Source organism: Paenibacillus hexagrammi (assembly GCF_021513275.1).
Lineage (GTDB): Bacteria > Bacillota > Bacilli > Paenibacillales > NBRC-103111 > Paenibacillus_E > Paenibacillus_E hexagrammi.
The window spans coordinates 2141169-2166052 of the sequence record NZ_CP090978.1 but is presented as its reverse complement, the minus strand read 5'-3'; the positions used below and the strand labels follow the sequence as shown (position 1 = coordinate 2166052).

24 protein-coding genes and 2 pseudogenes are annotated in these 24884 nt (G+C 47.2%); 7 read left to right on the top strand and 19 right to left on the bottom strand.

What is annotated here, in order from left to right:
• Positions 1-58: 58 nt before the first annotated feature.
• On the bottom strand, positions 59-1186 hold the full coding sequence (locus L0M14_RS09460; RefSeq protein ID WP_235121872.1) for a SepM family pheromone-processing serine protease: 1128 nt from the start codon (positions 1184-1186) through the stop codon (positions 59-61).
• Between the two features lie 121 nt (positions 1187-1307).
• Between L0M14_RS09460 and L0M14_RS09455 the strand changes: the two genes are divergently transcribed.
• On the top strand, positions 1308-2603 hold the full coding sequence (locus tag L0M14_RS09455; protein ID WP_235121871.1) for a nucleoside recognition domain-containing protein: 1296 nt from the start codon (positions 1308-1310) through the stop codon (positions 2601-2603).
• Between the two features lie 19 nt (positions 2604-2622).
• On the opposite strand, the gene coaD is transcribed toward L0M14_RS09455, so the two are convergent.
• From coaD to L0M14_RS09440, 3 genes are all read right to left on the bottom strand, one after another.
• Positions 2623-3129, bottom strand: coding sequence for a pantetheine-phosphate adenylyltransferase (gene coaD, locus L0M14_RS09450; protein ID WP_235121870.1), 507 nt, complete (start codon positions 3127-3129; stop codon positions 2623-2625).
• 22 nt (positions 3130-3151) lie between these two features.
• Complete coding sequence (gene rsmD / locus L0M14_RS09445) at positions 3152-3706, bottom strand: 16S rRNA (guanine(966)-N(2))-methyltransferase RsmD (RefSeq protein ID WP_235121869.1); 555 nt, start codon at positions 3704-3706, stop codon at positions 3152-3154.
• A gap of 251 nt (positions 3707-3957) precedes the next feature.
• Positions 3958-5205 carry a hypothetical protein gene (locus L0M14_RS09440; protein ID WP_235121868.1) on the bottom strand — a complete coding sequence of 416 codons (1248 nt, stop codon included), beginning with the start codon at positions 5203-5205 and terminating at the stop codon, positions 3958-3960.
• A 481-nt stretch (positions 5206-5686) separates the two neighbouring features.
• Here L0M14_RS09440 and L0M14_RS09435 point away from each other — a divergent pair, with 481 nt between their 5' ends.
• From L0M14_RS09435 to L0M14_RS09420, 4 genes are all read left to right on the top strand, one after another.
• Positions 5687-6694 (top strand): DUF3231 family protein, encoded by a 1008-nt coding sequence (locus L0M14_RS09435; RefSeq protein ID WP_235121867.1) that lies wholly within the window; start codon positions 5687-5689, stop codon positions 6692-6694.
• Positions 6695-7004: 310 nt separating this feature from the next.
• Complete coding sequence (locus L0M14_RS09430; protein ID WP_235121866.1) at positions 7005-7499, top strand: CcdC protein domain-containing protein; 495 nt, start codon at positions 7005-7007, stop codon at positions 7497-7499.
• Positions 7500-7591: 92 nt separating this feature from the next.
• The gene (locus L0M14_RS09425) at positions 7592-7816 is read left to right on the top strand and encodes a hypothetical protein (RefSeq protein ID WP_235121865.1); all 225 of its coding nucleotides are present in this window, start codon (positions 7592-7594) and stop codon (positions 7814-7816) included.
• A 156-nt stretch (positions 7817-7972) separates the two neighbouring features.
• Positions 7973-8155, top strand: coding sequence for a hypothetical protein (locus L0M14_RS09420; RefSeq protein WP_235121864.1), 183 nt, complete (start codon positions 7973-7975; stop codon positions 8153-8155).
• A gap of 59 nt (positions 8156-8214) precedes the next feature.
• On the opposite strand, the gene L0M14_RS09415 is transcribed toward L0M14_RS09420, so the two are convergent.
• The 3 genes from L0M14_RS09415 to L0M14_RS09405 all read right to left on the bottom strand — a co-directional run bounded on the left by L0M14_RS09415 (position 8215) and on the right by L0M14_RS09405 (position 10578).
• The gene (locus L0M14_RS09415; RefSeq protein ID WP_235121863.1) at positions 8215-8499 is read right to left on the bottom strand and encodes a hypothetical protein; all 285 of its coding nucleotides are present in this window, start codon (positions 8497-8499) and stop codon (positions 8215-8217) included.
• Between the two features lie 25 nt (positions 8500-8524).
• The gene (rbsK, locus tag L0M14_RS09410; protein WP_235121862.1) at positions 8525-9463 is read right to left on the bottom strand and encodes a ribokinase; all 939 of its coding nucleotides are present in this window, start codon (positions 9461-9463) and stop codon (positions 8525-8527) included.
• A gap of 83 nt (positions 9464-9546) precedes the next feature.
• A complete protein-coding gene (locus L0M14_RS09405; protein WP_235121861.1) occupies positions 9547-10578 on the bottom strand; it encodes a WD40/YVTN/BNR-like repeat-containing protein in 1032 nt (343 codons plus the stop codon).
• Positions 10579-10758: 180 nt separating this feature from the next.
• Here L0M14_RS09405 and L0M14_RS09400 point away from each other — a divergent pair, with 180 nt between their 5' ends.
• Entirely contained in the window at positions 10759-11817 is a 1059-nt protein-coding gene (locus L0M14_RS09400; RefSeq protein WP_235121860.1) for a polysaccharide deacetylase family protein, read from the top strand.
• A 135-nt stretch (positions 11818-11952) separates the two neighbouring features.
• Here L0M14_RS09400 and L0M14_RS09395 read toward each other — a convergent pair whose 3' ends face one another.
• From L0M14_RS09395 to L0M14_RS09355, 9 genes and pseudogenes are all read right to left on the bottom strand, one after another.
• Positions 11953-12651, bottom strand: a complete 699-nt coding sequence (locus L0M14_RS09395; protein WP_235121859.1) for an ATP-binding cassette domain-containing protein — start codon at positions 12649-12651, stop codon at positions 11953-11955.
• Positions 12612-13799, bottom strand: coding sequence for an ATP-binding cassette domain-containing protein (locus L0M14_RS09390; protein ID WP_235121858.1), 1188 nt, complete (start codon positions 13797-13799; stop codon positions 12612-12614). The genes L0M14_RS09395 and L0M14_RS09390 overlap by 40 nt, the downstream gene beginning before the upstream one ends.
• Positions 13800-14307: 508 nt before the next feature.
• Positions 14308-14715: a Fur family transcriptional regulator gene (locus tag L0M14_RS09385; protein ID WP_235122863.1), complete on the bottom strand. Its 408-nt coding sequence runs from the start codon at positions 14713-14715 to the stop codon at positions 14308-14310.
• A 149-nt stretch (positions 14716-14864) separates the two neighbouring features.
• Positions 14865-15926, bottom strand: a complete 1062-nt coding sequence (locus L0M14_RS09380) for a CobW family GTP-binding protein (protein ID WP_235121857.1) — start codon at positions 15924-15926, stop codon at positions 14865-14867.
• A gap of 19 nt (positions 15927-15945) precedes the next feature.
• Positions 15946-16437 (bottom strand): hypothetical protein, encoded by a 492-nt coding sequence (locus L0M14_RS09375; protein WP_235121856.1) that lies wholly within the window; start codon positions 16435-16437, stop codon positions 15946-15948.
• A gap of 51 nt (positions 16438-16488) precedes the next feature.
• Positions 16489-17655: a metallophosphoesterase gene (locus L0M14_RS09370; RefSeq protein ID WP_235121855.1), complete on the bottom strand. Its 1167-nt coding sequence runs from the start codon at positions 17653-17655 to the stop codon at positions 16489-16491.
• Between the two features lie 20 nt (positions 17656-17675).
• The gene (locus L0M14_RS09365) at positions 17676-18356 is read right to left on the bottom strand and encodes an SOS response-associated peptidase (RefSeq protein WP_235121854.1); all 681 of its coding nucleotides are present in this window, start codon (positions 18354-18356) and stop codon (positions 17676-17678) included.
• 319 nt (positions 18357-18675) lie between these two features.
• Positions 18676-18962: pseudogene (locus L0M14_RS09360) on the bottom strand (stage VI sporulation protein F).
• Between the two features lie 161 nt (positions 18963-19123).
• Positions 19124-19417 carry a DUF1294 domain-containing protein gene (locus L0M14_RS09355; protein WP_235121853.1) on the bottom strand — a complete coding sequence of 98 codons (294 nt, stop codon included), beginning with the start codon at positions 19415-19417 and terminating at the stop codon, positions 19124-19126.
• 181 nt (positions 19418-19598) lie between these two features.
• Between L0M14_RS09355 and L0M14_RS09350 the strand changes: the two genes are divergently transcribed.
• A complete protein-coding gene (locus tag L0M14_RS09350) occupies positions 19599-20069 on the top strand; it encodes a DUF4871 domain-containing protein (protein ID WP_235121852.1) in 471 nt (156 codons plus the stop codon).
• Positions 20070-20167: 98 nt separating this feature from the next.
• On the opposite strand, the gene recG is transcribed toward L0M14_RS09350, so the two are convergent.
• From recG to L0M14_RS09335, 3 genes and pseudogenes are all read right to left on the bottom strand, one after another.
• Positions 20168-22213 carry an ATP-dependent DNA helicase RecG gene (recG, locus tag L0M14_RS09345; RefSeq protein ID WP_235121851.1) on the bottom strand — a complete coding sequence of 682 codons (2046 nt, stop codon included), beginning with the start codon at positions 22211-22213 and terminating at the stop codon, positions 20168-20170.
• Positions 22214-22219: 6 nt separating this feature from the next.
• On the bottom strand, positions 22220-23080 hold the full coding sequence (locus L0M14_RS09340; RefSeq protein WP_235121850.1) for a DegV family protein: 861 nt from the start codon (positions 23078-23080) through the stop codon (positions 22220-22222).
• A gap of 24 nt (positions 23081-23104) precedes the next feature.
• Positions 23105-24858, bottom strand: a pseudogene (locus L0M14_RS09335) (DAK2 domain-containing protein).
• Positions 24859-24884 lie beyond the last annotated feature (26 nt).

Below are 24884 nucleotides of genomic sequence, written 5' to 3'. Positions count from 1 at the left end.
TCCAGTAGGTTCGCCTTTTGTCAACCAATCAGCGCACAAAATATTCATAACAGAGTCGTTATTTGGCAGGAAGTCCTTCCAAGAACCTAAGCGCGTCGTCCATCGTTCCGATTTCGACAATTTTCATCTTGGATTTGATTTGCTTTGCCCGCTTGACTGCATCTGAGTAATTTTCAATTTTGGAGCCATTCGAAAGAGTCACATCTTTAGGTGCAAAAAAGTATTCAGCGCCTTCCTTATCTGCGGCAATAATCTTGTGCTCAATGCCACCAATTGGACCGACTACACCATCAACTGTTTCAATTGTGCCTGTGCCTGCAATGCGATGCCCCTTCGTGATATCCTCCGGCACTAATTGATTGTAAATCTCTAGCGAGAACATCAGACCTGCCGACGGTCCTCCAATCTCGCCGGCTTTGATGGTCACCTGCTGCTGCTCGTTATCAGCCTTTACAGCCTGCATATCCGCTGGAACTACACCTATCCCAGCCCTCTGCTCCTGTGTGGAGCCCTCCTGCTTTGGCAGCAGGCCGAGCATCAACGTCTCCGTCTGCTCAATTTGATTTCTTTTAAACGTAATATCGATGGATTCGCCTGCTTGTTTGCCTTTGATGGCATCCAGCAAATCTTGAGCTTCCTTGATGTCTTTATCTGCCGCTTTGAGCAAAACATCGCCTGTCTTTAATGCTTTCTCTCCTGACAATCCAGGGAGCGTCTGCAGCACCATAACACCTTCGTGATTGATGTGATATGGGATTTTTGCTTTGGTATAGGCTGCCTGAATGGCACTAGCCTGTGAGGTCAGCATAACAAATTCCTGACGCTGTGAATACTCTTGTTCGGATTCGCCGTTTTGAAAGATTGTGGACTGAGGCTGGATCTCTTCGTAAGGATGCAGGGCTGCAATCAGATAGCTCATCACATTAGCATCAGCAACTCGGACCGTCGTCAGCATCAAAGTGCCTTTCTCGGTATTTGATCCCGCAGGGATTGAAACCATCGGTCTGATCTCTTCTGCCGTGCCTGGCATGAAAATAAAGAATGGCAGCCGAACAAAGAAGAGTAAATAAATAATGACAACTCCCACGAGAACAGAAACCAAATATCTACGAGTTGATGAGGTTCTCGGATGCCGGTATGAATCGTTGGACCATGTGCGAACACTGTTGTCTTCTTGATCGTCCATATTGTTTTCCCCCTTGCTGCTAAGATGGCCGCTATCTTTACCCGCAGCAGAAGCGGCAGCTTGGTCTAAACCCGTCTGCAGGCGCGTACAAATGAAGCATATTATAGGATGAGGTGACTTCATGCACCGTACAAATAATCGCACTAGCAGTAAGCTAACAACGGTGCTGCTAGGCGCGATAGCCGCCATCGTTGTGATATCCATTATTTTATTTCCAGATGAAGCCTTTCGAGCATCCCTAGAAGGCTTGACGGTTTGGTGGAAGCTTGTTTTTCCCGCACTGATGCCTTTTTTCATTTTGACCGAGCTCTTGACCGGATTAGGCGTCATTCAAGGTGTCGGGATGCTGCTTACACCGCTTATGCGTTTTATCTTTCGATTACCCGGCGTAAGTGGATGGGCTTTGGCCTCGGGCTTGATTGTAGGATTTCCCGCCGGAGCCAAAATTACCGCAAATCTGCGGGAAAAGAGCCTCATTACTCAATTCGAAGCTGAGCGCTTGAATGCCTTGTCACACCTGTGCAGTCCGCTATTTCTTTTGACCGTGGTAGGGGTCGGTTTTCTACACAGTGCAAGCCTTGGAGCAACGCTCGCTGTCATTCATTACGTATCTGCCTTGGCAGTCGGCCTCTTACTACGTATTCGAAAATCAAGAAGCGCCGGCGAACAGCTCGCACCCTCCGAGCATAGCCACAATCATGATCATCACCAAACCGCCAACGGCTCTATCTGGCAAAGATCTTCACAAGCTATGAGAGAAGCTTATTTGGAAGACGGCCGTTCTTTCGGCAAGCTGCTTGGCGATTCCGTCACCTCGTCTGTACAAACGTTAATGCTCATTGGCGGATACATGATGATATTCTCTGTCATCATCCATGTTGTAACCATCACACATGCCATTGATATTATCCGTTTGTTTGCTGGTGCTGCGATGAGCTTCTTCCATTTGCATACGGACATGGCTCCGCAATGGACCAAAGCATTGTTTGAAATTTATCTAGGCTCCTACTCTCTTAGCCAGACGCAAGACATTCCTCTCGTTCTAAAAATAGCTTTTATCAGCGCTTTCCTTGGTTGGGGCGGATTGTCCGCACATGCACAGGCAGCAGGGTTCCATTTTAAAACCGACGTTCGTTACTCCCCATTCCTGATTGCCAGGACACTCCATGCCGCAATTGCTTTCATGACGACATTTCTCCTGTGGAAGCCCCTTGAGTCGGTGTTTGCCTCGGCAGAGCCCAGCTTCTTACGGTTGGATCTGAATCCGGTGACACAAACAGCAGCTCACACCCCGCTTGAGGGCGGACATCTCTGGACGATGTGGAGCAGCGTCAGCATCCAGCTACTGCTTCTAATGGGAGTTATGATCCTGCTGTCTCTAATTACCAATCTGCTAGTCGGCAAAAAATTCCGCTGACAGTCAGCGGAATTTATGACTACTTGGCTGCAGGGAATTTGGCACGTAACGCCTCTTCGACTTCAACAGGAACCAAATCTTCAACGGGTCCGTGAAAGCGAGCGATTTCTTTGACAATGCTGGAGCTTAAATAGGAAAACTTAGGCTTCGACGTCATGAAGAATGTCTCAATATCTTCATTTAATTTATGATTGGTCGAAGCCATTTGCAGTTCATATTCAAAATCAGATACCGCACGGAGCCCGCGAACAATCAAATTTACATTACGTTTTTTCGTATAGTTCACAAGCAAATCACGAAATCCGTCCACCTCAACATTGGGCAAATCGGCGGTGACCTTCCGGATCAGCTCCATTCTTTCTTCCAGCGAAAACAAAGGGTTCTTAGACGTATTGTTCAGAACAGCCACAATCAGCTTGTCAAACACCTTAGCCGCTCTATGTATAATATCAAGGTGACCATGCGTTACTGGGTCAAAGCTGCCGGGATATACGGCAACCGTGATGCCATGTTCTTGTCTTTTCATGCTTCTCATCTCCTTCAATGGATTAAGAAATCCTTGTATAAATCGTTACGGCCGTCTCGCCGTATTCAGACCTTCGCTGCTGCTCCAACTCGCCGATGGCTTCAGGCAGTATATCACCTGCATCATGCTCGGCCACTATGAAAACATCGCTTGAAAGAAGGCCAAGCTCCTCCATAGTCGTTATCAACTCTGCTATGACTTTCATTTTATAAGGAGGATCAAGAAATACCAGATCAAATTTTTGCTCCCGTTTAGCTAGCACCTTTAAGGCTCTTGCCGCATCATTGCGGTATACTTCGGCTTGGTCCTTGTACCCGGTTGATTGCAGATTCGCATGCACGGTGTCAACACTCTTCTTTTCCACATCAATAAAAACCGCTTTGCTTATGCCGCGGCTTAATGCTTCGATTCCTAGTCCGCCGGTGCCTGCAAATAGATCAAGCACTTGACCTCCGTCGAAATACGGACCAATCATACTGAATATGGCTTCCTTCACTTTATCCGTTGTCGGTCTCGTACTCATCCCTGGCACGGCTTTAAGTGTTCTTCCTTTCGCGTTTCCTGAAATGACTCTCATTCTTCCTGATTCCCTTCTGGCTGAAGTTCTTTTGCTATCGTACCACATGCGCCAAATGGAAACAAAAAATTTTCCTGCCGTGCCATGTATAAAATATCCATATGAAGGCTATCCTTGAATTATCGACATCAGAGAATGTCGTAGACAACCGCGGAGAAGACTTACGTTTCCCCATAAGCTCTTCGTCCGGTTTCTCCTCTCCCATGAGGCGGCTGCGCAAGCAGTCGCCGTTTATTATTTTATAAGAGAGCTCAGCGTTTAGGCATCGTTACGAACCCCATTGCCTTTCGGGATTTTAGAATTTTTATAAGCCTCGTTTGCATGGAAGCTTGACATGTTATCTCTAAAAGCACTTCACTTTTACGGCTCGAAGCAATGGTAAGCTTCCTTTTACTGAGGATTATTTCAATGGCTAATCCTATTAAGAATCCGCCAACTAAGCCCAACAATCCCCATATAACAGGTCCCCAATGCAAAACAAATCCGTAAATTGCTCCCAGAACCGCCAAAATAGTTCCGCTCATCATCGCCCCATCCAAAACACTTCTTCCGTCAACACTATGAATCGTATCAAGAACATGGGTTTGAGAGTCAAGATTTTCCAGAGGCAATGCAACGATGTGCTGTGCCGGCACCCCTAATTTTTCGATTTCGTGGATTGCCATCTCCACAAAGGGGGAATGGTCAAATGTAGCTATTATTTGTACAGTATGGTCTTCAGGTGTGTGTAGATGTGCCAAATTCGCCGCCCTCACTCTTAGATGCCTTATTTGCTCAATATCGAATAACGTATTATTTTCATTAACGGATGTATAGGCTTGGTAAATGGCAAATGCATACATGGAAGGCAAAAAGAGAAACCACTGCCAATCCACTATTGCAGCTGCACTATTGAAATCCCCCAGGAACGAATAGAGCCAAGTTCGAACCGCAACGGCCTTATAGCAAACAAATATCCACCAAGCTAAGATGAATGTCCCTACAATCGTACTGCCGCCATATAATTGCCCCAAACCAGGCGATAAAGTGGACCAGAGCATCCCAACCCAAGGATTCTTCTTATCTAGGATAATTACCTCAAAGAAAGTCACATCAGAAGGTGCGATTGGTGCATCTTCAATTTCTGACAATACGTGACTCTTGTTGATTTCAACCGCGCTGCGATAACTATCCCATATACTGTATGCGTAAACAGCCACATAAAGCAGTGCCCAATTCTGGTCGATTTGAGCTTTAGCTTCATCAAACCTGCCAAGAAAGGATAGAGCAATGCCCATGTTTAAATGGGCTTGACCGTTTACTACAAGCTCCCAAATGATAAGAACAAAGCCTTGAAGGTATTTTCCTATAAACATGTGCCCGAATCCCGGAAAAGCGGCAGCCCACCAAGCTGCCATCCATGGAATTCGAGGATACACAGAATTAATACCGAATACAGATATTTTCCCTTTAGCATAACGCGGTCTTAGGTCAGCGGATTGAAACTTTTGATGTGGCATGAAAGCGGCTCTCCTACGAATCAATATTATTTCATAATATATCCTTTAGGTCCTTTTATATCCGCATTGTGAACGAAAAGAAAAAGGACCCCTTACGGAGTCCTCTCGACGGTGATTGCATGAATGGTACTTGCTATGAATATTACGCTGCTCGGTTTTACCTCATCCCTGTCAGATAGTACGTAATACTACGCTAACGAGCTCTGCGGCACATCCCCTCGCTTCTATAATGATTCAAGACAATGTTACCTTGACGTGTGTTGTCTCCGACACGACACTCTCTCTTGAATCACCGTCGAATCTTAGTATGTCCGGGTTTGCGCAGGATATACATCAACGATTCATTTATTTTCAAAAGAAACCGAATCCGACAACGGTATACCTCATGTCAGTATATTTACCATCTCAGCCGATTTACTTCTCAATCAAGTATGAAATACACGGCCATGACGAAAACTATTTGAAAAAAAGGAGCGAAATTATGAATTTAAACTCAATACCATTGACGTCCTCGGAAATCGGAAACTTATGGATGACTTATCAGGAAAAAACGATGCTGCTTCGATTTTTGGAATACTTCCTGGAGCATGCGGAAGATCAAAGCGTACATAACATATTGCAAGATGCTTACTCAGCATCCGATCAAGTTGTTAAAACGATTCACAGCATTTTTCAAAATGAAGGAGCCGCTTCTCCATTAGGTTTTACAGCGAACGATGTGAACAAAAGAGTCCCGAAGCTCTTCGATTTTTATTACGAGCCTATGTTTCTGAACGTCATTTGTAAAATTGAAGCAAGTCTCTTCTCCATGTACTTCAGCATGTCTTATCGACAAGATATCAGGCAGTTATTCAAACAGCTGACCGCCGAAGCTCAAGATATATTTGATCGTTGTTCCAACTATCTGCTGGATAAAGGCGTATTAGTCCGTCCCCCATTCATGTCCGTGCCTAAAGAGATCAGCTTTATCACGGATAAGCACTATCTGTCTGGATTTAATTTATTTAAAGAAAAACGTTCGTTAAATGCAATAGAAATATCCCTAATTCATAATTCCATTGAAACGAATCTAATTGGTATGCAGCTAATGATAGGCTTTGCACAAGTCGCGCACAACCAAGAAGTTAAGGAATATTTTATTAAAGGGATGAAACTTTCGAAGGACGTGGAGACGTCACTTGGTGAGTTTATGCGACAGGATTTCATTGAGCCCCCTGCGACTCCAGCTGGCAAAGCGACCAATTCCACCATCGCACCATTTTCTGATAAGCTAATGATGTACATTACGAATTTACTCGGTTCGTTTGGTTTAGGCAGCAGTTCATTAGGAGGAGCGTTTAATTTACGATCTGATTTGCCTCTAGAGTTGGCGAAGCTAGCTCAGAAAATATTGCCTTTCATTAAGGAAGGAGGAGAAATTATGATTACAAACGGTTGGATGGAGGAACCCCCGCAGGTGGAAGACCGGAGACAATTAACTCGGAGTTGATGAAATACCCACATATATGAACGTGACCGTGAAGAGGGGAACCTCTTCTTTTTTCTGAATACAACATGCCTGCTCCAAATAATAATGAAACGATGAGGTTATCTGAACGTAACAGTCCAATAAAAGGAGTTGATGTATACCATATTGGCAACGTTGAGCGCTGAATTATGTTCCGTTACTCCGTCTAAAGACTGAGACAGCTTCAATCTTGTGCCTGAATACTTTCTGTGAAAAATCTTGTAGGATACAATTAGAAGATTGCAAATCAACTTATTCTAAGATCGAACTATGTACAGGAGGCAGTAAAAAAATGAATATGGAAGTATGGATTATCTATGGAATTGTAGCCGTAATTATCGGGCTCATCATTTGGTTAAAGGTGAAAGGCGGTAATAAACCTATACGAAGAAAAGGAATCGGCATCGTCCTTCCCGTCTTTGCCTTGCTGCTCGTTTTTGGTTTCTCGCTGAATTCACTAGCTCACATTCCGAATCATCCGTTTCATCTCCCCGCGATTTGGGAATTGCTTTGCGCAGGTGTGTTAGGCGTGGCGTTTGGTAGTATTATGCTCTATCATACCGGCTATGAGAAACGTGAAGACGGGTTCGTTTATGCAAAGAAAAATAAAAACTTTAAATATGTCATCATTGCCGTTATTGTCATTCGGCTGGCTTTGTCTCAGTATTTTAAAGGTCTTGACTATACGGAGTTTACGGTTCTGACCATGGTTCTGGCTTATCTCTATATTTGCGTATGGCGAATCGGAAGCTATCTCAAATATCGTAAAGTATGTAAATCCGCTTAACTGTACATGCGCCCAATTCCAGTTAGGCAAGCATCCATTTCTTTCCCTTCGTCATAGGCTATAGCATCCATTCTTCAAGGAGGAACGTGGCTATGGCTTATGTGAATTACACGAGTACTTACCCGATTTATCCAGTACCGGTTCCTGAAACGGTGCCTGTACCTATCCCGACTCCCTATCCGGTAGTTCCTTATCCGCTTTACCCTTATTATCCTCATGGCTGGCACGGCGGTGCTTGGCATGGCGGCTGGGGATGGCATGGCGCGCCGGGTCAAGTATGGCACGGAGGCCACTATTATCATCACAGAGAACTATAGTGATTTATGAGTGACGCTTACGAGATGTGGGCGTCTCTTTGTTTATGCGGAATTTGTCGCATTTTGTTCTTTTCTCGGGAGTGGCTGTATGTTATGATAGAACAAGAACGCACGTTTGCATAGAAACATTCAGTCAGAAAAGGAAGCGAAACACATATGCAGGAACCGAATGCTTTTGAACAGCTCCGCAATAAGTACCTCGATGAGGATAGAGCGAAGCTGATTATGCTTCAGCTAAGAACCTTGATGGAACAAAAGAAAAAAAGAGATGGTTTCAGTTTTCCAATTCCAAGCCTAAAACCGCACCGAAAAGCTGGGATAACAATTAAAAATAAATGAAAAAAAGGAAGATTTCCCGCTAAACGCGCTGAATCTTCCTTTTTCTTGTTTTGTTTATTCTACTGAAGCTGTTTCTTCGCGTAATACCGAACGCCAAAGTAATGTACGCCTGTAAATAGGGTCAAGATCCCGAAGAAAACGAGAAAACCGATGTCATCTCTACGAAAAAAGAGTTGAATCAAAAAGAGCACCAACGAGATCTCCGACCAAAGCAGCGTTCTTTTCTTAAGTGGTGTTAAATCCGCTTTCGTCTTGCTGATCTTGCGGAAGTTCATAATCGTTAAAACTGCAAGTACAATAACCCCAATGATCAATGCAAGTAAGTATTTCATCGTTTCTGTCATTCCGTTTCCCCCGCCTTGATTCGTTTTAAACGTTATGCGAATTCATGCTCGAATTCATTTCCATAGCTACTGCCAAGTTTGGCATGCCTTTCTGTGCCCCGAAACGGGTTACAGAGCAGCTTCCGGCTGCTACAGCAAATGAAACTGCCCTATGTATGGGCCACTTTAAGCTAATGGCATAAGCCAGTGCCGCGTTATATGCATCCCCTGCTCCGGTTGTATCTACGACCTCCACATGAGGTGCCGGTACATGTACAAGCACATTTTCCTTCCTATAAGTGCAGCCGAATTTCCCTCGTGTCAGGCATATCCGATGGTTGTATTGTAACTCCCATTCACGAATAACGCCAGCTAATGTTTCATCGGATGCCTGCTCGACGGATACTCCAGTCAAATGTTCAAATTCGGTTTCATTTGGCGTTAATATCGTAACTTTTTGAAGAATCGTATCCGGCAATGTAGCAGCAGGCGCAGGATTCAACACCGTCGGAATTTTCTTCTCGTGAGCGATAGAGATCGCTGCTTCAACCGTTTCCAGTGGAACCTCAAGCTGTACCAGCAAAACGTTGGCTTGTTCGATCCTAGATCGGAAGGAGCGAACCTGTTCCGGTGAACAACAGCTGTTAGCTCCTGGAACAACAATGATGCTGTTATCTTGCAAGGCATGAATAATCGTAGCAGTTCCCGTAGGTTCCGCTTCTACTTGAAGCATTCCGCTCAAATCAATTTGCTCATCTCTCAATGCATGCATAATTCCCTGCCCAAATACGTCGCAACCTACAGCACCGATCATACTAACATCAGCACCTAACCGTGCGCAACCAACAGCCTGATTAGCCCCTTTTCCACCGGGAACATATCGTATATGTTGTCCCATGACAGTCTCACCCTGCCTGGGCATCCGATGTGCACTTACGACCAAATCCATATTACAGCTGCCGACAACTGCAATTCTTGGACGCATATCAGCGCCCCCTTTCGAGTCCTTCGTGGTTAGTGCCTATTATATCCGAGTCGTGGTGAACTGGCTACAACCTTTATCGTTTGTTAAAGCACCAATCGGTTCCAATTCAATCCGCCGTTCAACGATCTCCATAGTCCATTGGATCCTAGAATCCAACTATGGTCTTCTTGCACAGCAGTCAAGGTTAAGCGATGCTTCATCGGCGCAAACGTAGAGGGAAAGGCGTGCTCGGTCCAAGTCAGACCCTCATCCGACGTTCGAACGAGTGACCACGTTTGCGAGACAGAATTTTGCATCAGGATCCAGCCATCGTCAACACTAGGAAACGCAATAGCAATTGGATTCAACTCACTTTTTAGCCTGCCAGAGAGCTGCCATCTGTCTCCGTCGCTTGTTTGATACAGCTGGAGCAGCTTCTTCTTTGGATCGGATACGGCATACCACCCTTTCGAAGGAGAGACAAATGTGAAAACGCCGCGGCCGCCCTCGGGGAGCAGCCCATTATCGGATATATTCCAAGCAAGACCGCCGTCTTGAGTTCTTAAAATTTGCATCCCGGTTGGAGCTTCCCAAGCAATCATACCGTTTTGCCGATCAAAAAAACGAAAAAATAGCTGTTCCTTCAAATCTCCAAGGTTGTGCAGCTGCGTTGAAATCACTTCCCAAGTCTCCCCGCCATCTACTGTTAACAGCAGCTCGTTGTGATCCTCGCCATCCTTCTTCGCCAGCAGCCAGCCTGTATCTTTATCCAAAAAGGACAACCCCGATACCCACGTAACCCCATCCAATTGATGCCGTGGTGTCCAAGTTTCCCCTCCGTTATCTGTAAGCAGCAGCTCCACTGCGCTTCCATTCTGCTTAATTCCGTAACCAAATAACCCATCAACAAAAACCATACACCCCTGCGGAATGTCTTTTATTGGATGATCCTTCGACGCGGCATGAACGGCATCTTGCACATTCACCTCAACACCGGTATGTACTCGCATATCTGTCGAGGAAGGCCGAACATCCGCCGCACCTACCTCTTGAGCTGTCTTATAGATAGAACACCCGGTGCCCATAAGGACAAACAGCACTAGAAGACTGATGAATCTCAAGTCCAGATTAAACATCACCTTCACCGCCTCTCTACCATTCAAAAAGACTTACGCAACTTCTTTAAGAGCCTTGGTACAGTTTATGACGAGCCTTTTTAACATTTAGTTCAACAGCTGCGCTTCCATCTATTCCAAAGGATAGGAAATGGGGAGTCATCAAATCCTAGAGCTATACGACTTGTAGGGGGAATTCACGTGACCAATCGTCTGTGGCTTGCGGTATTATCATGTATGCTTATTCAGCTCACAGCAGGCTGCGGAGCGGACCATAACGAAACCCAACGGGAACAAAACTATACTAAACAAGAGCTTGAGCTTTCAACAAATGATGAATCTTTCGATTCCCCTGAGGTTAAAGAATCAGCAAATCTGCCGATGATGCCGACCTCCATTCCAAAGCTTCCGTTAGCTTCGTCCTCACCGATTCCCACTCCGGTTATACAAGCAACGCCGATGCCGACAGCAGGTCCGAGCCCTTCAGCAGTTCCTACGGAGGAGCTTCCTGTCGCAAAAAAAGCAACTCCGAATCCGAAGACTGCCAAAAAACAGACCGTAGCTGTTAATCAGAACCAATCGAAAGCGAGAAGCACGCGAAGGCTAACCCTTTCTCAGCTTGTTTTGAAGTACCCCAACACCTTCAAGCTGAGAGGGCCAGCTAATGAGAAAAAAATTGCACTTACCTTTGATGATGGACCTGACAGCCGCTATACCCCAAAGGTATTGGACGTTCTCAAGGAAAATCACGTGAAAGCAACGTTCTTCCTGCTGGGAGCTAAGTCGAGCGAACACCCTGATGTGGTAAAACGAATTGTCCGAGAAGGCCATGTCATAGGAAATCATTCTTACAGCCACGCCAATTTGCCTAAGCTATCGGTTCAGAAATTTCAAAGCCAAATTGAGGATACGGAAAGCGTGCTGCAAAGCTTAATCGGGTATACACCGAGGCTCATTCGTCCGCCTTACGGCGCCATCAATGAGGAACAAGTCAAATGGGTCGCAGACCACAGCTATTTAATCATCAACTGGAACGTAGACTCATTAGATTGGAAATCATTAAAATCCGATCAGGTCATGCAAAATATTATGCGGCAAACAAAGCCAGGATCTATCATTCTTCAGCATTCCGGCGGTGCGGATAGCCAAGACCTATCCGGTACGGTTCAAGCCCTAGGACCTCTAATTACCAAGCTTAGAGCCGCTGGGTACACATTTGTTACGGTTCCGGAACTGCTGCAGGTATCCAAAAGCAAGTAATCAAAAAGCCGGAAGAATGCCTGAACAAGGCAATTTCTTCCGGCTTTATTAACATCATCATTTATATATGGGGGGCTCCCCGCCAAGTACCTGAACTAACTTCATAGCCAAGACTGGGCTTTGTGGGGTTCATTATCATTGCAGATCCGCCAGCCTCGCCTTGATTTCCCGCACCCGCTGCAGCAAATGATCCTGTTGTTCTGAATTCACTTGTTGGTCACTTGTCATCAGCTGCGTCAGCTCCAGCTCCAAACGTCTTCTTTCATTGCTGATCTCCAAGGAAGCTCCCGACTGCCCACGTTCATGCAGGGACTCCATATATTCGTCATACGTTCCTTCAAATGAAGCAGGACTCTCGCCTGCATGCAGCCATAACAGCTTTGTCGCTAATTTCCGAATTAGATACCGGTCATGCGATACAACCACCATAGCCCCCGGAAACTGTCCCAGTGCATGCTCAATCCGCTCACGTGTGTCAATATCCAGGTAATTCGTCGGCTCATCCAGTACCAATAAGTTCGCTCCGCTGAAGTATAGATTCAAGAATGCTGCGCGGCATCGCTCACCCATGCTCAAATCACCGATTCGCTTGTGCACATCTTCACCTGAGAAGAGGAAACAGCCCAGAATAGTACGTGCAAGAGTTTGTGTCATGGAAGGCAGAACCAGCAAATGCTCCAGCAGCGTCGCATCTTCGTCCAGGTTTTCAAGCTCCTGGGAAAAATAGCCGATTTTCACCTGGGGATGCACATAAACGCTCCCTGCCGCAGGCTTCAGCTGCGCCGTCAACAACTTCAGCAGTGTTGATTTGCCCGCCCCGTTGGGACCGCACACGGCAAGTCGATCCCCCGGTCCACGCTGAAGCTGACCCCGGCCAACAGCTCCCGATCGCCGCCATAGCTGAATGCGGCCTGCGATAGCCGCACAAGCGTAGAGGACGCGAACTCGCTCGCGCCCAGGCTCAGTTTGAGCTGAGCCGGATCCCGCGGCTGCTCGACGTTATCCGCTTCCAGGCGGCCAAGCTCCTTCATCTTCGCGTTCATACGCGAAATGTGAGTACCGGCCCTAGCCTGGAAATAGCCCCGCTGGATCGGCACCTCCGCCTGGCGAGCGCTCTTCTCGCCCTGGTGGAACCACTGCCGGTACATGCGGATGCTCTCCTCCAGCTGCTCGCGCATGAGCTGCTGCTTGCGGTAGAGCGCCTCCTGCGTGCGGCGCTCCAGCTCCTTCTGGCGGGTAATTTCCGTATACCCGCCCTTGTATCTGCGACAGCCTGTTGGCGTCAGCTCATACAGGCATGTCGCCACACGATCGATGAATTGCCGATCGTGCGAGACGAAGACGACGGTGCCCGGATATGCTTGAAGCCACGCTTCAAGTATATCCAGGGATTCGCCGTCGAGGTGGTTGGTGGGCTCGTCGAGCAGCAGCAGCTGCGGCTCGCGCACCATTAGACGCGCGAGCTGCGCGCGCGTCTTTTGTCCGCCGCTCAGCGAGCTGAGCGGCAGCTCCCACAGCTCGCTGCCCAGACCGAGCCGCAGCAGCATCCGCTCCACGCGGGACTCCCACTCATAGCCGTCCAGCTGCAAATACCGCTCCGAGACCTCCTGATAGACGGCAAACAAAGTTTCGAGCTCAGCAGAAGCATCCTTCATGCGCACTTCTACAGCTTTGAGCGAGCGCAGCGCCTCGTTGTGGGCTGGGCTGCCCATCCGAACGAACTCCAAGGTTGGGATCGTTACTTCCTCTTCCGCAAGCGGCTCCATCCACCCCCATTCCTCCATGCTTAATCGCCGCTCCACGCGCCCATCATCCGGCTGCACCGCCCCAGCGAGTATCCGGAGCAGCGTAGTTTTCCCTAAACCGTTACGTCCATAAAGCGCGACGCGTTCTCCATGGTGAATTTCAAGATCTACTTGTTCAAAAAGAGTTTTCCCGGCAAATTCCTTCATGAGCTGAATTGCTTTCATACATATGGTCATAGGCTTACTGCCTCCTTAAGAGAAATATGCAAAAAACCACAGACAGACGTCTGCGGTCAGGATCAGCGAATCCAAATGCATATGAATAAGGATAAAGCTCCATGCTAGAAAGCAACCATCACCCAGAAACCCATAAAGGATCTCACCCGATTCACAGGGCAAGCCGATGGGCTAACCAGAATGCTAATATTTCCTCTACATGAATCAGAAGAATGTAACATTCTTTAGCTATAATCAGCCCAGTGGTCACTGTCAAGCATATTTCAAATTTGGAGTCCGTTCCTTTAGACATACGTATCCTACTCGCTCTACCTGTTCATGCAGAGTCTGCCCAAACAATACCTGTTCGATTTGCAGATTAGAGTGGGAACGTAATTACTTCATTGGTCTAAAGGTACCTCCAAATTCTTAGTGTGGATTTAGTATATGCCTTCTTACACAGTTTTGCACATGGAAAGATTTATTATAATAAATTCTTCCTTCTTGATCAGTTGCCCTTACGTGCCTATCAAACATGAGCGCCTGCTACCGAGGAGGCTTTGCAGTCGGAACAATAACCGAAGATTTCGAAGCGGTGGCTTTGAATTTCAAAGTTACCGGGAAGATCCGTCAAGTGCTTCATCGGGCAAAACTCAAAAGTTACCGTCTTCTCGCAGCCAATACAGATCATATGATGATGATGGTGAGTTTGACAGCTAGCTTTGAACTTCAATCCGTCGGCCAGGTGGAATTGCTCAAGGACGCCCATTTCGCTAAGCAGCCTTAAGTTTCGATAGACCGTATCGAAGCTTACACCAGGATATTTGACCTTCATATATTCATAAACGTCTTTAGGTGACAGGTATCCCCCAGACTCGGCAAATAGTGTCGCTAAACTTCGGCGCTGTTCCGTAATTCTCCAGCCGTGCTGAGACATGGCTTGCAGTATCTGATGAACCGTATCCGCATGGGTACCCACTTGTATTGCTCCTCTATTGTAGAATGTTCTTTTCTATAGTGCCGTATAGAGCGTACAAGAGTCAAGTCAATCCAGTAAAATTGATCGTTTCAGCAGGCTGCTGAATCCTATAGGGATTGTTCCTCCCGCTCCAGTTCCAATAGTGCACTTCGAACAGCATCTTTAGAGAATTGTTCGCCAATAAATACGGCTACATTCGGAACCTCGGCTTTCGGAGTAATTTTGACAAAGTCCATTTCGCGGTATGCATACTGGAACATAAACCTACTAGGCGTATCGGAAAAGGTGAGAACCCCTTTAGCCCGGTACACGTTCTGCGGCAGCTTGCTGACAAACGCTTCGAACGAGTGACTATTCACGGGATGTTCGAAAAAATGCGTATACGCCATCACATGATCGTGAGTATGATGATGATGTCCAGATGCTGCCTGTACGTGCCCTTCCGAATGCATATGCTCATGATCATGATCATGATGATCGCAATTACTTGTACAAACATGTTCGTGACCTTTGTCCGTCATGTGTGTATGAGCAGCATGTAGAACCGCTTCATTATCTTCCTCGAATAACTCCAACAGTCTCATATCAACACGGCTGAACACGGTATACTCCAGCTTCGCATGCTCGTTCCATTCACGTACGACCTCGTCAACTTCAGTAAGCTCACTTGGCGGCAGCAGATCGGTTTTATTCAACAGCAGCAAGTTTGCGCAGCGAATTTGATCCTGCATCAAGCGATATGTTTTACCGCGGCTTGTCCGGCTTAATTCCAGCAGTTGAGGAGCATCCACCACCGTGATGACCGCCTTAAGCTCAACAGGCAATATTAGCGAAGCATCTGTAATTTCATCCAAGATTTCCATCGGATTCGCCACACCTGTAGATTCAATGAAAATCATATCCGGCTTTTCGCTTAACACCAGCTCGTGTAAAGTCGCAGCCAGGTCGCCCCTGCTTGAACAACAAATACAGCCACCCAAAAGCTCGGCCATCGGGACACTGGCATCAACCAGCTGCCCATCAAGGTTCACCTCTCCGATTTCATTCATAATCACAGCCGTTTTACGGCCCATTTCGCCAAAATGATCAATCGCTTGCGTCAATAATGTCGTCTTCCCGCTTCCCAAAAAACCGGAAAGCACAAATACTGTGATGCGCTTGGTATTCATCGTCGAATCCCGCCTTTGCTTAAGAGGATTGAATCGTAAATTTGGAAAGAATAATCGGCCATTTACCGACCGCTTGAATCAAGTAAGGAACCAGCTTTGCCCATAATAGGCTAGTTTCCGCATGAGCAGGCTTACGCGGTAAATTCAGACGCTCATATAAGATCGTCGCTGCCGCTTCCACGAGTGCTAGGGCATGTTCATCCGGCAAGCTCGCGCTGACCTGCTGAAAGAGCGGAATATAGATTTGATGGATCGGCTCTGCTAATTGATGGGAGGCAAAAGCTTCCGAGGCCATAATGGCGGCCATCTCCTTACTAATCAAAGCAGCCGTTTCCGGTTCAAACGCAAACGGAATACAATACAGTTCCAATGAAAGTGCTGCCATATATATTTCTCTCAGCAGCTCGTCTTCTTTGGCTTCACTAAGCATTGGCTCTTCCAAATAGACGGATAAAGACGGTTTGAATGAATCCCAGCCGTTTTCAATACTTTTCATGGTAAATTGCATCATAGCTGCAGCTGCTTCCTTCGGTGTGATCAGCTTTTTTCGGTGTCTTCCATGTTATAAGCCCTCTTTTCTTTCTTCCTGTCTAAAATGTATGACTAATTCAATGATTTCCGATCTGCTCCCCAGTCTCAACGGGGGGCCCCATGTGCCGAAGCCCGATGAAACAATAGCATGGAAGTCTCCTTTACGAAGATACCCCCAATCCAGCTCGAACAGCCTCCCCGTAATGAGGTGATTCGGTGCCAATTGCCCTCGGTGGGTATGTCCGGACAGCATAACGTCCGCTCCTGCAGCCGCAGCCCGGTCCAAATGGTACGGCTGATGGTCCATCACGATCAACGGCTTGTTTGGATCAAGCCCCTTCACTAGCTGCTCCAGCGGCATTCTGCCGTCTGACATGCCTTCTGATGCCTTATCTTTGCGACCCGCAACATACAGCCTATCCGCAAGCAGTACGACCTCATCCATTAATACCCGTATCCCGATTTTATTCATCTCGGCCACATACGCTGGAATATGCCCGCCGATATACTCATGATTGCCAAGAACAGCAAAGACACCTAAAGGCGCCTTCAGTTGACGCATCACTTCCCCCATTCGCTTTCGAATAAATGGACGGATATCATCGTCGATGACATCGCCTGGCAGCAGGATTAAATCAGGCTGCATAAGAGTTAGCCGATCAACAAGCTTTTGAAGATGCTTATTTCCCACCACCGTCCCTAAATGGATGTCGGAAGCAACCGCAATGCGGAGCTGACTCCAGTCGCCGGCTTGTTTGGGAATGGTGATTTCATATTTGCGTATAATCGGACTACGTGCGTTATAGGAACCTCGAATGAAGATAAGTGCCCAGATTAGCAGTATCACACTGCCTATTGCCCTAACATAAGTATCAGACGGAACAGATGCCAAATGAAGCAGCCACGCCGATAGATCTGCAAGCGGCAGCAATAACAGACCGAATTGCATACACGCAAACCAGTATGAGCCGATTTGCTTAAACAAGCTTGAAATCCCATAGGGCATGATTTTTTTACCTAGCCAAGCTAGCAGATACGACAACGAAGCGATCCAAAATATAATCCAGTATACGGATGGAACATAATAAGAACCCATCAAATGAGCCAAAAATACATGCCCATGCCAGCCGATATATCCGTTTACGACTCCGACAATAAGCAGTATGATGCCAAAGGTTACGGCGAAACGCCCTTTCATACGTGTACTCTCCCTGCGGTTTATAGTAAAAGCTGCAATTCCTCAATACATTGTTCGTCATCATTGCGTACATTGCCCACCCTGTTGGAAACTGGATAAGCCATCATCTCATCCTCTGGGTAGGGTTTAAGGAGATGCTGCAGTTCTGACGGATTAGTGAGGCTGCGGTTAAGCCAAATCGATTCATCCTCAGGATTCAAAATGACAGGCATCCGGTCATGAATTCCTGCAACCAACCGGTTCGGTGTTGTGGTTACAATCGAACAGGTTGAAATTCGGGTTCCTTCCGGAGAAACCCATGTATCAAACAAACCTGCGAAGCTGAACAAAGTTCTGCTTTTCATAACAATCCGCATCGGTTGCTTTTGCTTGCCAGATCCCTTCCATTCATAAAAGGAATCCGCTGGGATCAAACAACGCTTTCTCTGAAAAGAAGCGCGAAACGCCGGCTTGTCCGTAAGCGTCTCCGCCCTGGCATTGATCGTCTGGTAGGCGATCTTCTCATCCTTGGCCCATCCGGGTATAAGCCCCCACTTTAATTCTCCGAGTCTGTTCTTCTCTCCATCATTTACAATGGCCATGACAAGCTGTCCTGGTGCCACATTGTACTTGGGCCGATGATAGGGAGTGGTTACAGAATCAATATGATACCTTAGAATCAGTTCCTCCAAGGTTACGGTAATGGTATAACGTCCACACACGGGTATCACCTCCGTCCTGAAAGAGTATAACACTATCCTTCATTATGTGAAAAACAATCGTTTGCGTCAATTCGTGACAGCATTCGAATCACGAGGGCTGAATCTAACCCCTTAATCAGATCCCTCACAACACTCTATCGTTAGTCTCACGGCTTCGTTACCAGCTCAAAAAACCAGCATAAAAAAGTGCCGACCAGCCGAATAGTCTTCGGAAGTCAGCACACAGCCCTGCCTTATGATTGAGCTAATGTTTATACTCATACCTATGCGTTGGCGTAGTCTAATGTCTGTCATAGTTACGCTTTTCCTTATGCAGCATTTAGCGAAACATAGCCCACAGCTTAATCAAATGAAACGTATTGGATGGATCGATTTTTAAGCCGATAATCGTATCAATGATTGTTGAGCTTTGGCTCTCACTCAGCTTCTCGTCCAATAGTTGCCCTGCTTTGCCAAGCAATTGCCGCACCTTTGCTCTGCTTTGCAAATCTGCTTTCGTTACATCCTGCAGCAGCAGCTTCACGCGTTCCTTCGTTTGGGGATTTTTCAATTTCACCTTCACTCGCTCAACGAGAACGGATCAATTCCATACTTTAGATAACTCATGCCTAAGCACCTCCGATTTCTCGACATGTACTTATACTATGAGTTTCCATCGTGAAACTGACCGTTACGCTTTTTGAAATAAAGCAACCTATCACTACGACTCCCCAAACCAAGAACTAGCTGCCTCATGACTCTCATTCGTTCGATGGTAACGCATCAAGCTACACATACATAGCTATTAAAATAACGCAAATCGCATTGAGCGCAATCAACAGCGGAAAGCCATAGACAAAGGAACTATGTTTGGTCTTATGACGCCATGCTCGCATGCCAAGCCAACCGCCAATGGCTCCCCCGAAAGCCGCCAATAAAAATAACCGTTTTTCCGGCACTCTGCGTCCGCCTTTTTTGGCTTGCGCTTTATCATGTCCCATCTCAATAAATGTAAAAAAATTGATGGCTATTAGATATATATAAAATAAAGTCAATCTTTCGTCCCCCAATCCTTTAGGCATCACATTTCCATCATAAGAGGGATTGCAAGCAGGGTCAAATACTGCCTTAATTCACACGAATGCGTTGCCCATAACCGATGAGGATGGAGAGATGGTCAAGTCAAGACAACGCAACTACCATGAATAGGTGTCGTACAATAATTAAGTGCTCATGAAACCCATAATTCAAGGGAGGGGAATGATGAAGAAAAATGATATCTTGATTGGTTCATTGTTTGTAGTAAGCTTGCTATTCTCATTATTAATCCACATAAACTGGAATAACAATAAAGTTTCCAACCAAGCAAATGTTCATGAACAAGAGTGGAAAACTAGCCCTATATTTAGCGTAGGAGAAAGAACAATGGTTGGACAACCAGCAAAGATAGGTATTTTGGATACTGCTTTTATTGCAGGGAAACAAAAAGGTGTTCACTGGTTTTTGTGGGGAGACCAGAAGAAGTTGGTCAAAGGAACGTTTAAATTAACAGCAAGTACACAAGGGGCAAGACCACTTACCATTGTTGAAAATTATGCAATCGCTTATGGTTCAGAAGGTGTAGATGCACAAGTACCAACCCTCATGAGCATCCCTTCCCCTGGCTTATGGAAACTTGTTGCGTATGTTGATGATGAAATATATGGGAGTATTGTAATTCGAGTATCTGAATGAGAGACAAACAAAGAGACAGACTCTCATCTGTCAATCGCAGATGAATTCTGTCTCCTTGAAAATTATTGAAATTCCATTAGTTCTAGGGATGTCCGACATTAGTCGAGCACTTCATTATCAAACACCTGCGTCCTCTGCAAATAGGCTCTGAGCTGCGTATATTCAGCTCCGGTCCAGAAGGACGATGCCGACACCAACTCCGCCGCATCGTCACGAGCCTGTTCCATGACCTCGAAATCAACCATCATATCGGCGATCCGAAAATCCGGTACACCGCTTTGCTTTGTTCCGAAAAAATCACCTGGACCTCTCAGCTCGAGGTCGCGGCGGGCAATTTCGAAGCCGTCCGACGTATCCGTCATCGCTTTCATGCGCTCTTTGCCAACCTCCGTTTTGGGATCTGCAATCAAGACGCAATAAGACTGATGTTCTCCTCTTCCTACGCGTCCACGCAATTGATGCAGCTGAGACAGGCCAAAGCGGTCCGCATCATACACGACCATTAGCGTTGCGTTCGGCACATCGACACCAACCTCGATGACTGTCGTCGACACCAGCGTTTTCACAAGGCCTTCCTTGAACGCCTGCATGACAGCTTCCTTCTCCTGCGCGCTCATTCGACCGTGAAGAAGACCAATGCTCATACTTGGAAAATGCTGCTGTAATTGAATATGTACGTCAATGGCATTCTGAACGTCCAGCTTCTCTGATTCTTCAATTAACGGACAAATGACGTAAGCTTGTCTGCCAGCCGACACTTCCCTGTCTATAAAGCTGAGCACCCGCTCGAGCATAGAATGATGGACCGAATAGGTTTTGATCGGCTTACGACCCTTGGGAAGCTCTTTAATAGTCGATACATCCATATCTCCAAAAGCCGTGATAGCTAGAGTTCGAGGAATCGGTGTCGCGGTCATCGTGAGCACATCGGGATTCATGCCTTTACGTCTCAAGATGCTGCGTTGATTGACACCAAAGCGGTGCTGCTCATCCGTTACAACCAGTCCTAGTTGGCGGAAATATACATCCTCTTGAATAAGTGCATGAGTGCCTACAATAACGTCGATTAGCCCCATCTGCAGGGAGGCCAACAGATCCCTTCGCTGTCGGTCTGTCGAGCTGCCTGTCAGCAAGGCCACCTGCAGTCCGTAAGGCTCATACAGCCTATCGAGCGATTTTTTGTGCTGCTCAGCTAATATTTCGGTTGGCACCATCAGCGCTCCCTGGAGGCCTGCCTTCACAGTCGCAAAAAGCGCGATAGCCGCGACGACTGTTTTCCCTGCCCCGACGTCGCCCTGCAGCAGCCGGTTCATGCAGTAAGGCTCCTGCATATCATGCAGGATCTCGGCAACGACCTTCTTCTGCGACTCCGTCAACTGGAAGGGCAGCGCGCGCACGAATGCGCGTACAGCAGGCAGGTCGACCTGCTGCTTGACCCCGTCCGAGCGGCTGCGGGTGACCGCGCGGTAAGCTTGAAGCTTGAGCTGGAACAGGAACAGCTCCTCGTACACCATCCGCCGGCGCGCCTGCTTGCCTTCCTCCACGCCGCTCGGCGTGTGGATGACGGCTAGAGCCTTGCCGCGCGGCATGAACCCGTATCTGCCGGTCAACGATTCCGGCAGCACTTCCTCTACCTCATCGCTGTACTGCGCTAGCGCCTGCTGAATCACCTTCCGCATCCACTTTTGAGTGAGCGTGCCTGCTATGGAATAGACCGGCTGGACCGTGCCGGTCTTGGAGGCAGCTTGTCCGGGGAACTCCGAGTCGGACACGGACAATTGCCTGCGCTTGCCGTCCCATTTGCCAGTGAGTACGATTTCCTGCTGGGGCCGTAAGCGGTCCTTCAGAAAATGTCGGTTAAACCATACCGCATTGAGCAGAAACTGATCCACCATCACTCTGCAAGAGAGGCGGGTTTTTCCGCTGAATCGCTGAAGCACTGGTTCTCCTACAATGACCCCTTGTACAGTGATACGTTCACCATCTTTGACACTTGCCAGCTCTCGTACCGTGTAATCTTCATAGCGGTATGGAACGTATTCCAATAAATCCATAACTGTAAAAATGCCCATGGAGGCGAGCTCAACTGCTTTTTGAGCTCCTACTCCATGGACTTCACGAACTTCTTTTACATGTAAACTCATCTTTCATTACACCGCGCTGACAAAGGCTGCGATTGTCCCCGGACCGGCATGAGCGCCAATAACAGGCCCTAAAATAACGTACTCGACCTGCATCTCGCCGAACCGCTCCGCAATCGCCTCCCGCAGCAGCTCTGCCCCTTCCCCGTTATTCGCATGCGCAATGTAGAGCTTGCGAATGCTTCGTCCGGATAAATCCGCATCCAACAGCTCCATAATACGAGCAATGGCCTTTTTAGAGCCGCGAACCTTATCTACAGCCGTTACTTCTCCTTCAGAGTCAATGGAAAGAATCGGTTTAATATTCAGCAGGGAACCGAATAAAGCGGAGGCCTTGCCGATTCGACCGCCTTTTTGCAAGAACTCCAGCGTATCTACCAAAAAATAAATGTAAAAGTTCTCTCTCATGAGCTGGATTCGTTCTATGATTTGTTCCACACTCTGTCCATCTCGAGCCGCTTCCGCCGCATACACGACTAACGCTCCGATCCCGTAGGATGCTGACCGTGAGTCGAGCACATGAACCTTGACACCTGTCTCTTCTTCGAGCATCATGCTTGCAATGCTAGCCGACTGAAACGTTCCGCTAAGCGCTGAGGACAAATGGATAGAAAGAACCTGAGTCCCAGGCTCTAAAGCTAGCCGTTTGTATACGGATAAAAATTCATCTGTTGACGGCTGTGATGTTCTTGGAAAATGGGACGATGCTTTCAGCTTGTCATAAAACTGATCGGACTGCAGCGAAACTGCATCGAGATATTGTTCGTCACCAAATGAAATTTTCAACGGCACCATTTCAATATTCAAAGCTTGCCTTACTTCCAATGGAATATCAGCGGTGCTGTCCGTTACAATACGAATAGAATTCAACGGCTTCCCTCCCGTTTATACGTTTTACTCCACTGAAAAAATGTACGCATACAGCGGTTGTCCACCTGGATGAAGCTCTATTTCCATTTCCGGGAATTTTTCTTGTATGAAAGCTTCGAGCAATTCCGTTTCTTCAGTTTTAGCTTCTTCACCGGTTAAGATCGTAACGATTTCACTTCCATCTTCAATCATGACCTGAAGAAGCTTTTTGCAAGCATCCATGAGGTTGGCATGGGAGCTAACGATTTTACCGTCTTCGATCCCAATGAAGTCTCCCTGCTTGATTTCAATGCCATCCATGTTCGTGTCCCGCACCGCATAAGTGACCTGACCGGATTTCACTTTCTTTAAAGCAGCAGACATTGCTTCCGTATTAGAGGCAGCGTCTGCTTTGTCCTGGAATGCCAGTATCGCAGCAAGTCCTTGCGGTATCGATTTCGTCGGGATGACAACTAGCCGCTTGTCCTCCACTAATTCCGCAGCTTGTTGGGCTGCAAGAATAATGTTGGAGTTATTCGGAAGCACATACACGGTCGCGGCATCAATATGCTTGACGGCATTCACGATATCTTCCGTACTTGGGTTCATCGTTTGTCCGCCGGAGAGGACTACATCAACGCCCACACTCGAGAAAATGTCCGTAATTCCGCTCCCCATTGCAACAGCTACGAAGCCATAAGGCTTACTTGGAGCTGCTGGCGCCTTGATTTCTTCAACAGCAAGCTCCGGAGCGTCTGCCGATACATGTCCGACCAAGTCAGCATCTTCTAAAATGTGTGTATGCTGATCCCGCATATTTTCAATTTTGATCCGACTAAGTGCACCGTATTTCATAGCTTGATTCATGACTTCGCCTGGGTATTCTGCATGGATATGAACCTTAACGAGCTCGTCATCCGCAACCACAAGTAAGGAATCCCCCAGCTTGCTTAGCTGCTCGCGAAACCGTCCTTCATTGAAATCATAACCCTTCACTTTCACCGCTTGAATCGTTAACATGAACTCTGTGCAGTAACCGAACTCTATATCATCTGTAGCCAAATGCGCCTGCGCAGGCAGATGAGCATGAGCTTCTTTCGCTAATTGAAGCGTAGAAACCGCAGAGACACCACTTAGTGTCGTATCCATGGAAGCAAAGTCATCGCTATCATAGTCCACTTCCCCCGAAGGGCTGCAACAAATCCTTCATACACGCATACAAGCCCTTGTCCCCCGGCATCCACAACACCGACTTGCTTGAGGACAGGAAGCTGTTCAGGTGTCCGTGCGAGGGCTTCCTTGGCTTTACTCAATACCTCTAGCATTAGATCCAATATGTCGCCCCCGCGGCGGTATTGAACGGCATGCTTGGCCGCTTCTTTGGATACAGTTAAGATTGTACCTTCAACAGGCTTTACTACGGCCTTATATGCCGTATCCACGCCCTGCTGCAAAGCGGCTGCGAACTGCTGGACATTCACACTTTCCAAGTCATGAACATATTTAGCGAAACCGCGAAATAACTGGGACAAAATAACGCCTGAGTTTCCTCTGGCACCCATCAATAACCCTTTGGACAACGCGTCAGCTGCTTTCCCAATATGAGGGGATGGCTTCTTCTTCAGTTCCTCAACGCCTGAGGTGATGGTCAAATTCATGTTGGTGCCGGTATCTCCATCAGGAACGGGAAAGACATTAAGTCCATTAACCCGATCCACATTCCGATTCAGGTTATCCGCTCCCGCAAAGACCATGGCGGCGAAGTCATTTCCATTTATTGAAATAAAGCGCTTACTCAAAGCGTATTCTCCTTCCTGGTTACAGG

Bases quoted from the DNA above. Each gene is read 5' to 3' on its own strand.
- L0M14_RS09350 (WP_235121852.1), top strand. From the start codon at position 19,599: ATGAAGAAAAATGATATCTTGATTGGTTCATTGTTTGTAGTAAGCTTG.
- L0M14_RS09380 (WP_235121857.1), bottom strand. From the start codon at position 15,926: ATGAATACCAAGCGCATCACAGTATTTGTGCTTTCCGGTTTTTTGGGA.
- L0M14_RS09355 (WP_235121853.1), bottom strand. From the start codon at position 19,417: ATGCCTAAAGGATTGGGGGACGAAAGATTGACTTTATTTTATATATAT.
- coaD (WP_235121870.1), bottom strand. From the start codon at position 3,129: ATGAAAAGACAAGAACATGGCATCACGGTTGCCGTATATCCCGGCAGC.
- L0M14_RS09430 (WP_235121866.1), top strand. From the start codon at position 7,005: ATGAATATGGAAGTATGGATTATCTATGGAATTGTAGCCGTAATTATC.
- L0M14_RS09425 (WP_235121865.1), top strand. From the start codon at position 7,592: ATGGCTTATGTGAATTACACGAGTACTTACCCGATTTATCCAGTACCG.
- rsmD (WP_235121869.1), bottom strand. From the start codon at position 3,706: ATGAGAGTCATTTCAGGAAACGCGAAAGGAAGAACACTTAAAGCCGTG.
- recG (WP_235121851.1), bottom strand. From the start codon at position 22,213: ATGAGTTTACATGTAAAAGAAGTTCGTGAAGTCCATGGAGTAGGAGCT.
- L0M14_RS09435 (WP_235121867.1), top strand. From the start codon at position 5,687: ATGAATTTAAACTCAATACCATTGACGTCCTCGGAAATCGGAAACTTA.
- L0M14_RS09455 (WP_235121871.1), top strand. From the start codon at position 1,308: ATGCACCGTACAAATAATCGCACTAGCAGTAAGCTAACAACGGTGCTG.
- L0M14_RS09415 (WP_235121863.1), bottom strand. From the start codon at position 8,499: ATGACAGAAACGATGAAATACTTACTTGCATTGATCATTGGGGTTATT.
- L0M14_RS09375 (WP_235121856.1), bottom strand. From the start codon at position 16,437: ATGATGCAATTTACCATGAAAAGTATTGAAAACGGCTGGGATTCATTC.
- L0M14_RS09385 (WP_235122863.1), bottom strand. From the start codon at position 14,715: ATGTCTCAGCACGGCTGGAGAATTACGGAACAGCGCCGAAGTTTAGCG.
- L0M14_RS09405 (WP_235121861.1), bottom strand. From the start codon at position 10,578: ATGTTTAATCTGGACTTGAGATTCATCAGTCTTCTAGTGCTGTTTGTC.
- L0M14_RS09420 (WP_235121864.1), top strand. From the start codon at position 7,973: ATGCAGGAACCGAATGCTTTTGAACAGCTCCGCAATAAGTACCTCGAT.
- L0M14_RS09440 (WP_235121868.1), bottom strand. From the start codon at position 5,205: ATGCCACATCAAAAGTTTCAATCCGCTGACCTAAGACCGCGTTATGCT.
- L0M14_RS09370 (WP_235121855.1), bottom strand. From the start codon at position 17,655: ATGAAAGGGCGTTTCGCCGTAACCTTTGGCATCATACTGCTTATTGTC.
- rbsK (WP_235121862.1), bottom strand. From the start codon at position 9,463: ATGCGTCCAAGAATTGCAGTTGTCGGCAGCTGTAATATGGATTTGGTC.
- L0M14_RS09460 (WP_235121872.1), bottom strand. From the start codon at position 1,186: ATGGACGATCAAGAAGACAACAGTGTTCGCACATGGTCCAACGATTCA.
- L0M14_RS09390 (WP_235121858.1), bottom strand. From the start codon at position 13,799: ATGACCATATGTATGAAAGCAATTCAGCTCATGAAGGAATTTGCCGGG.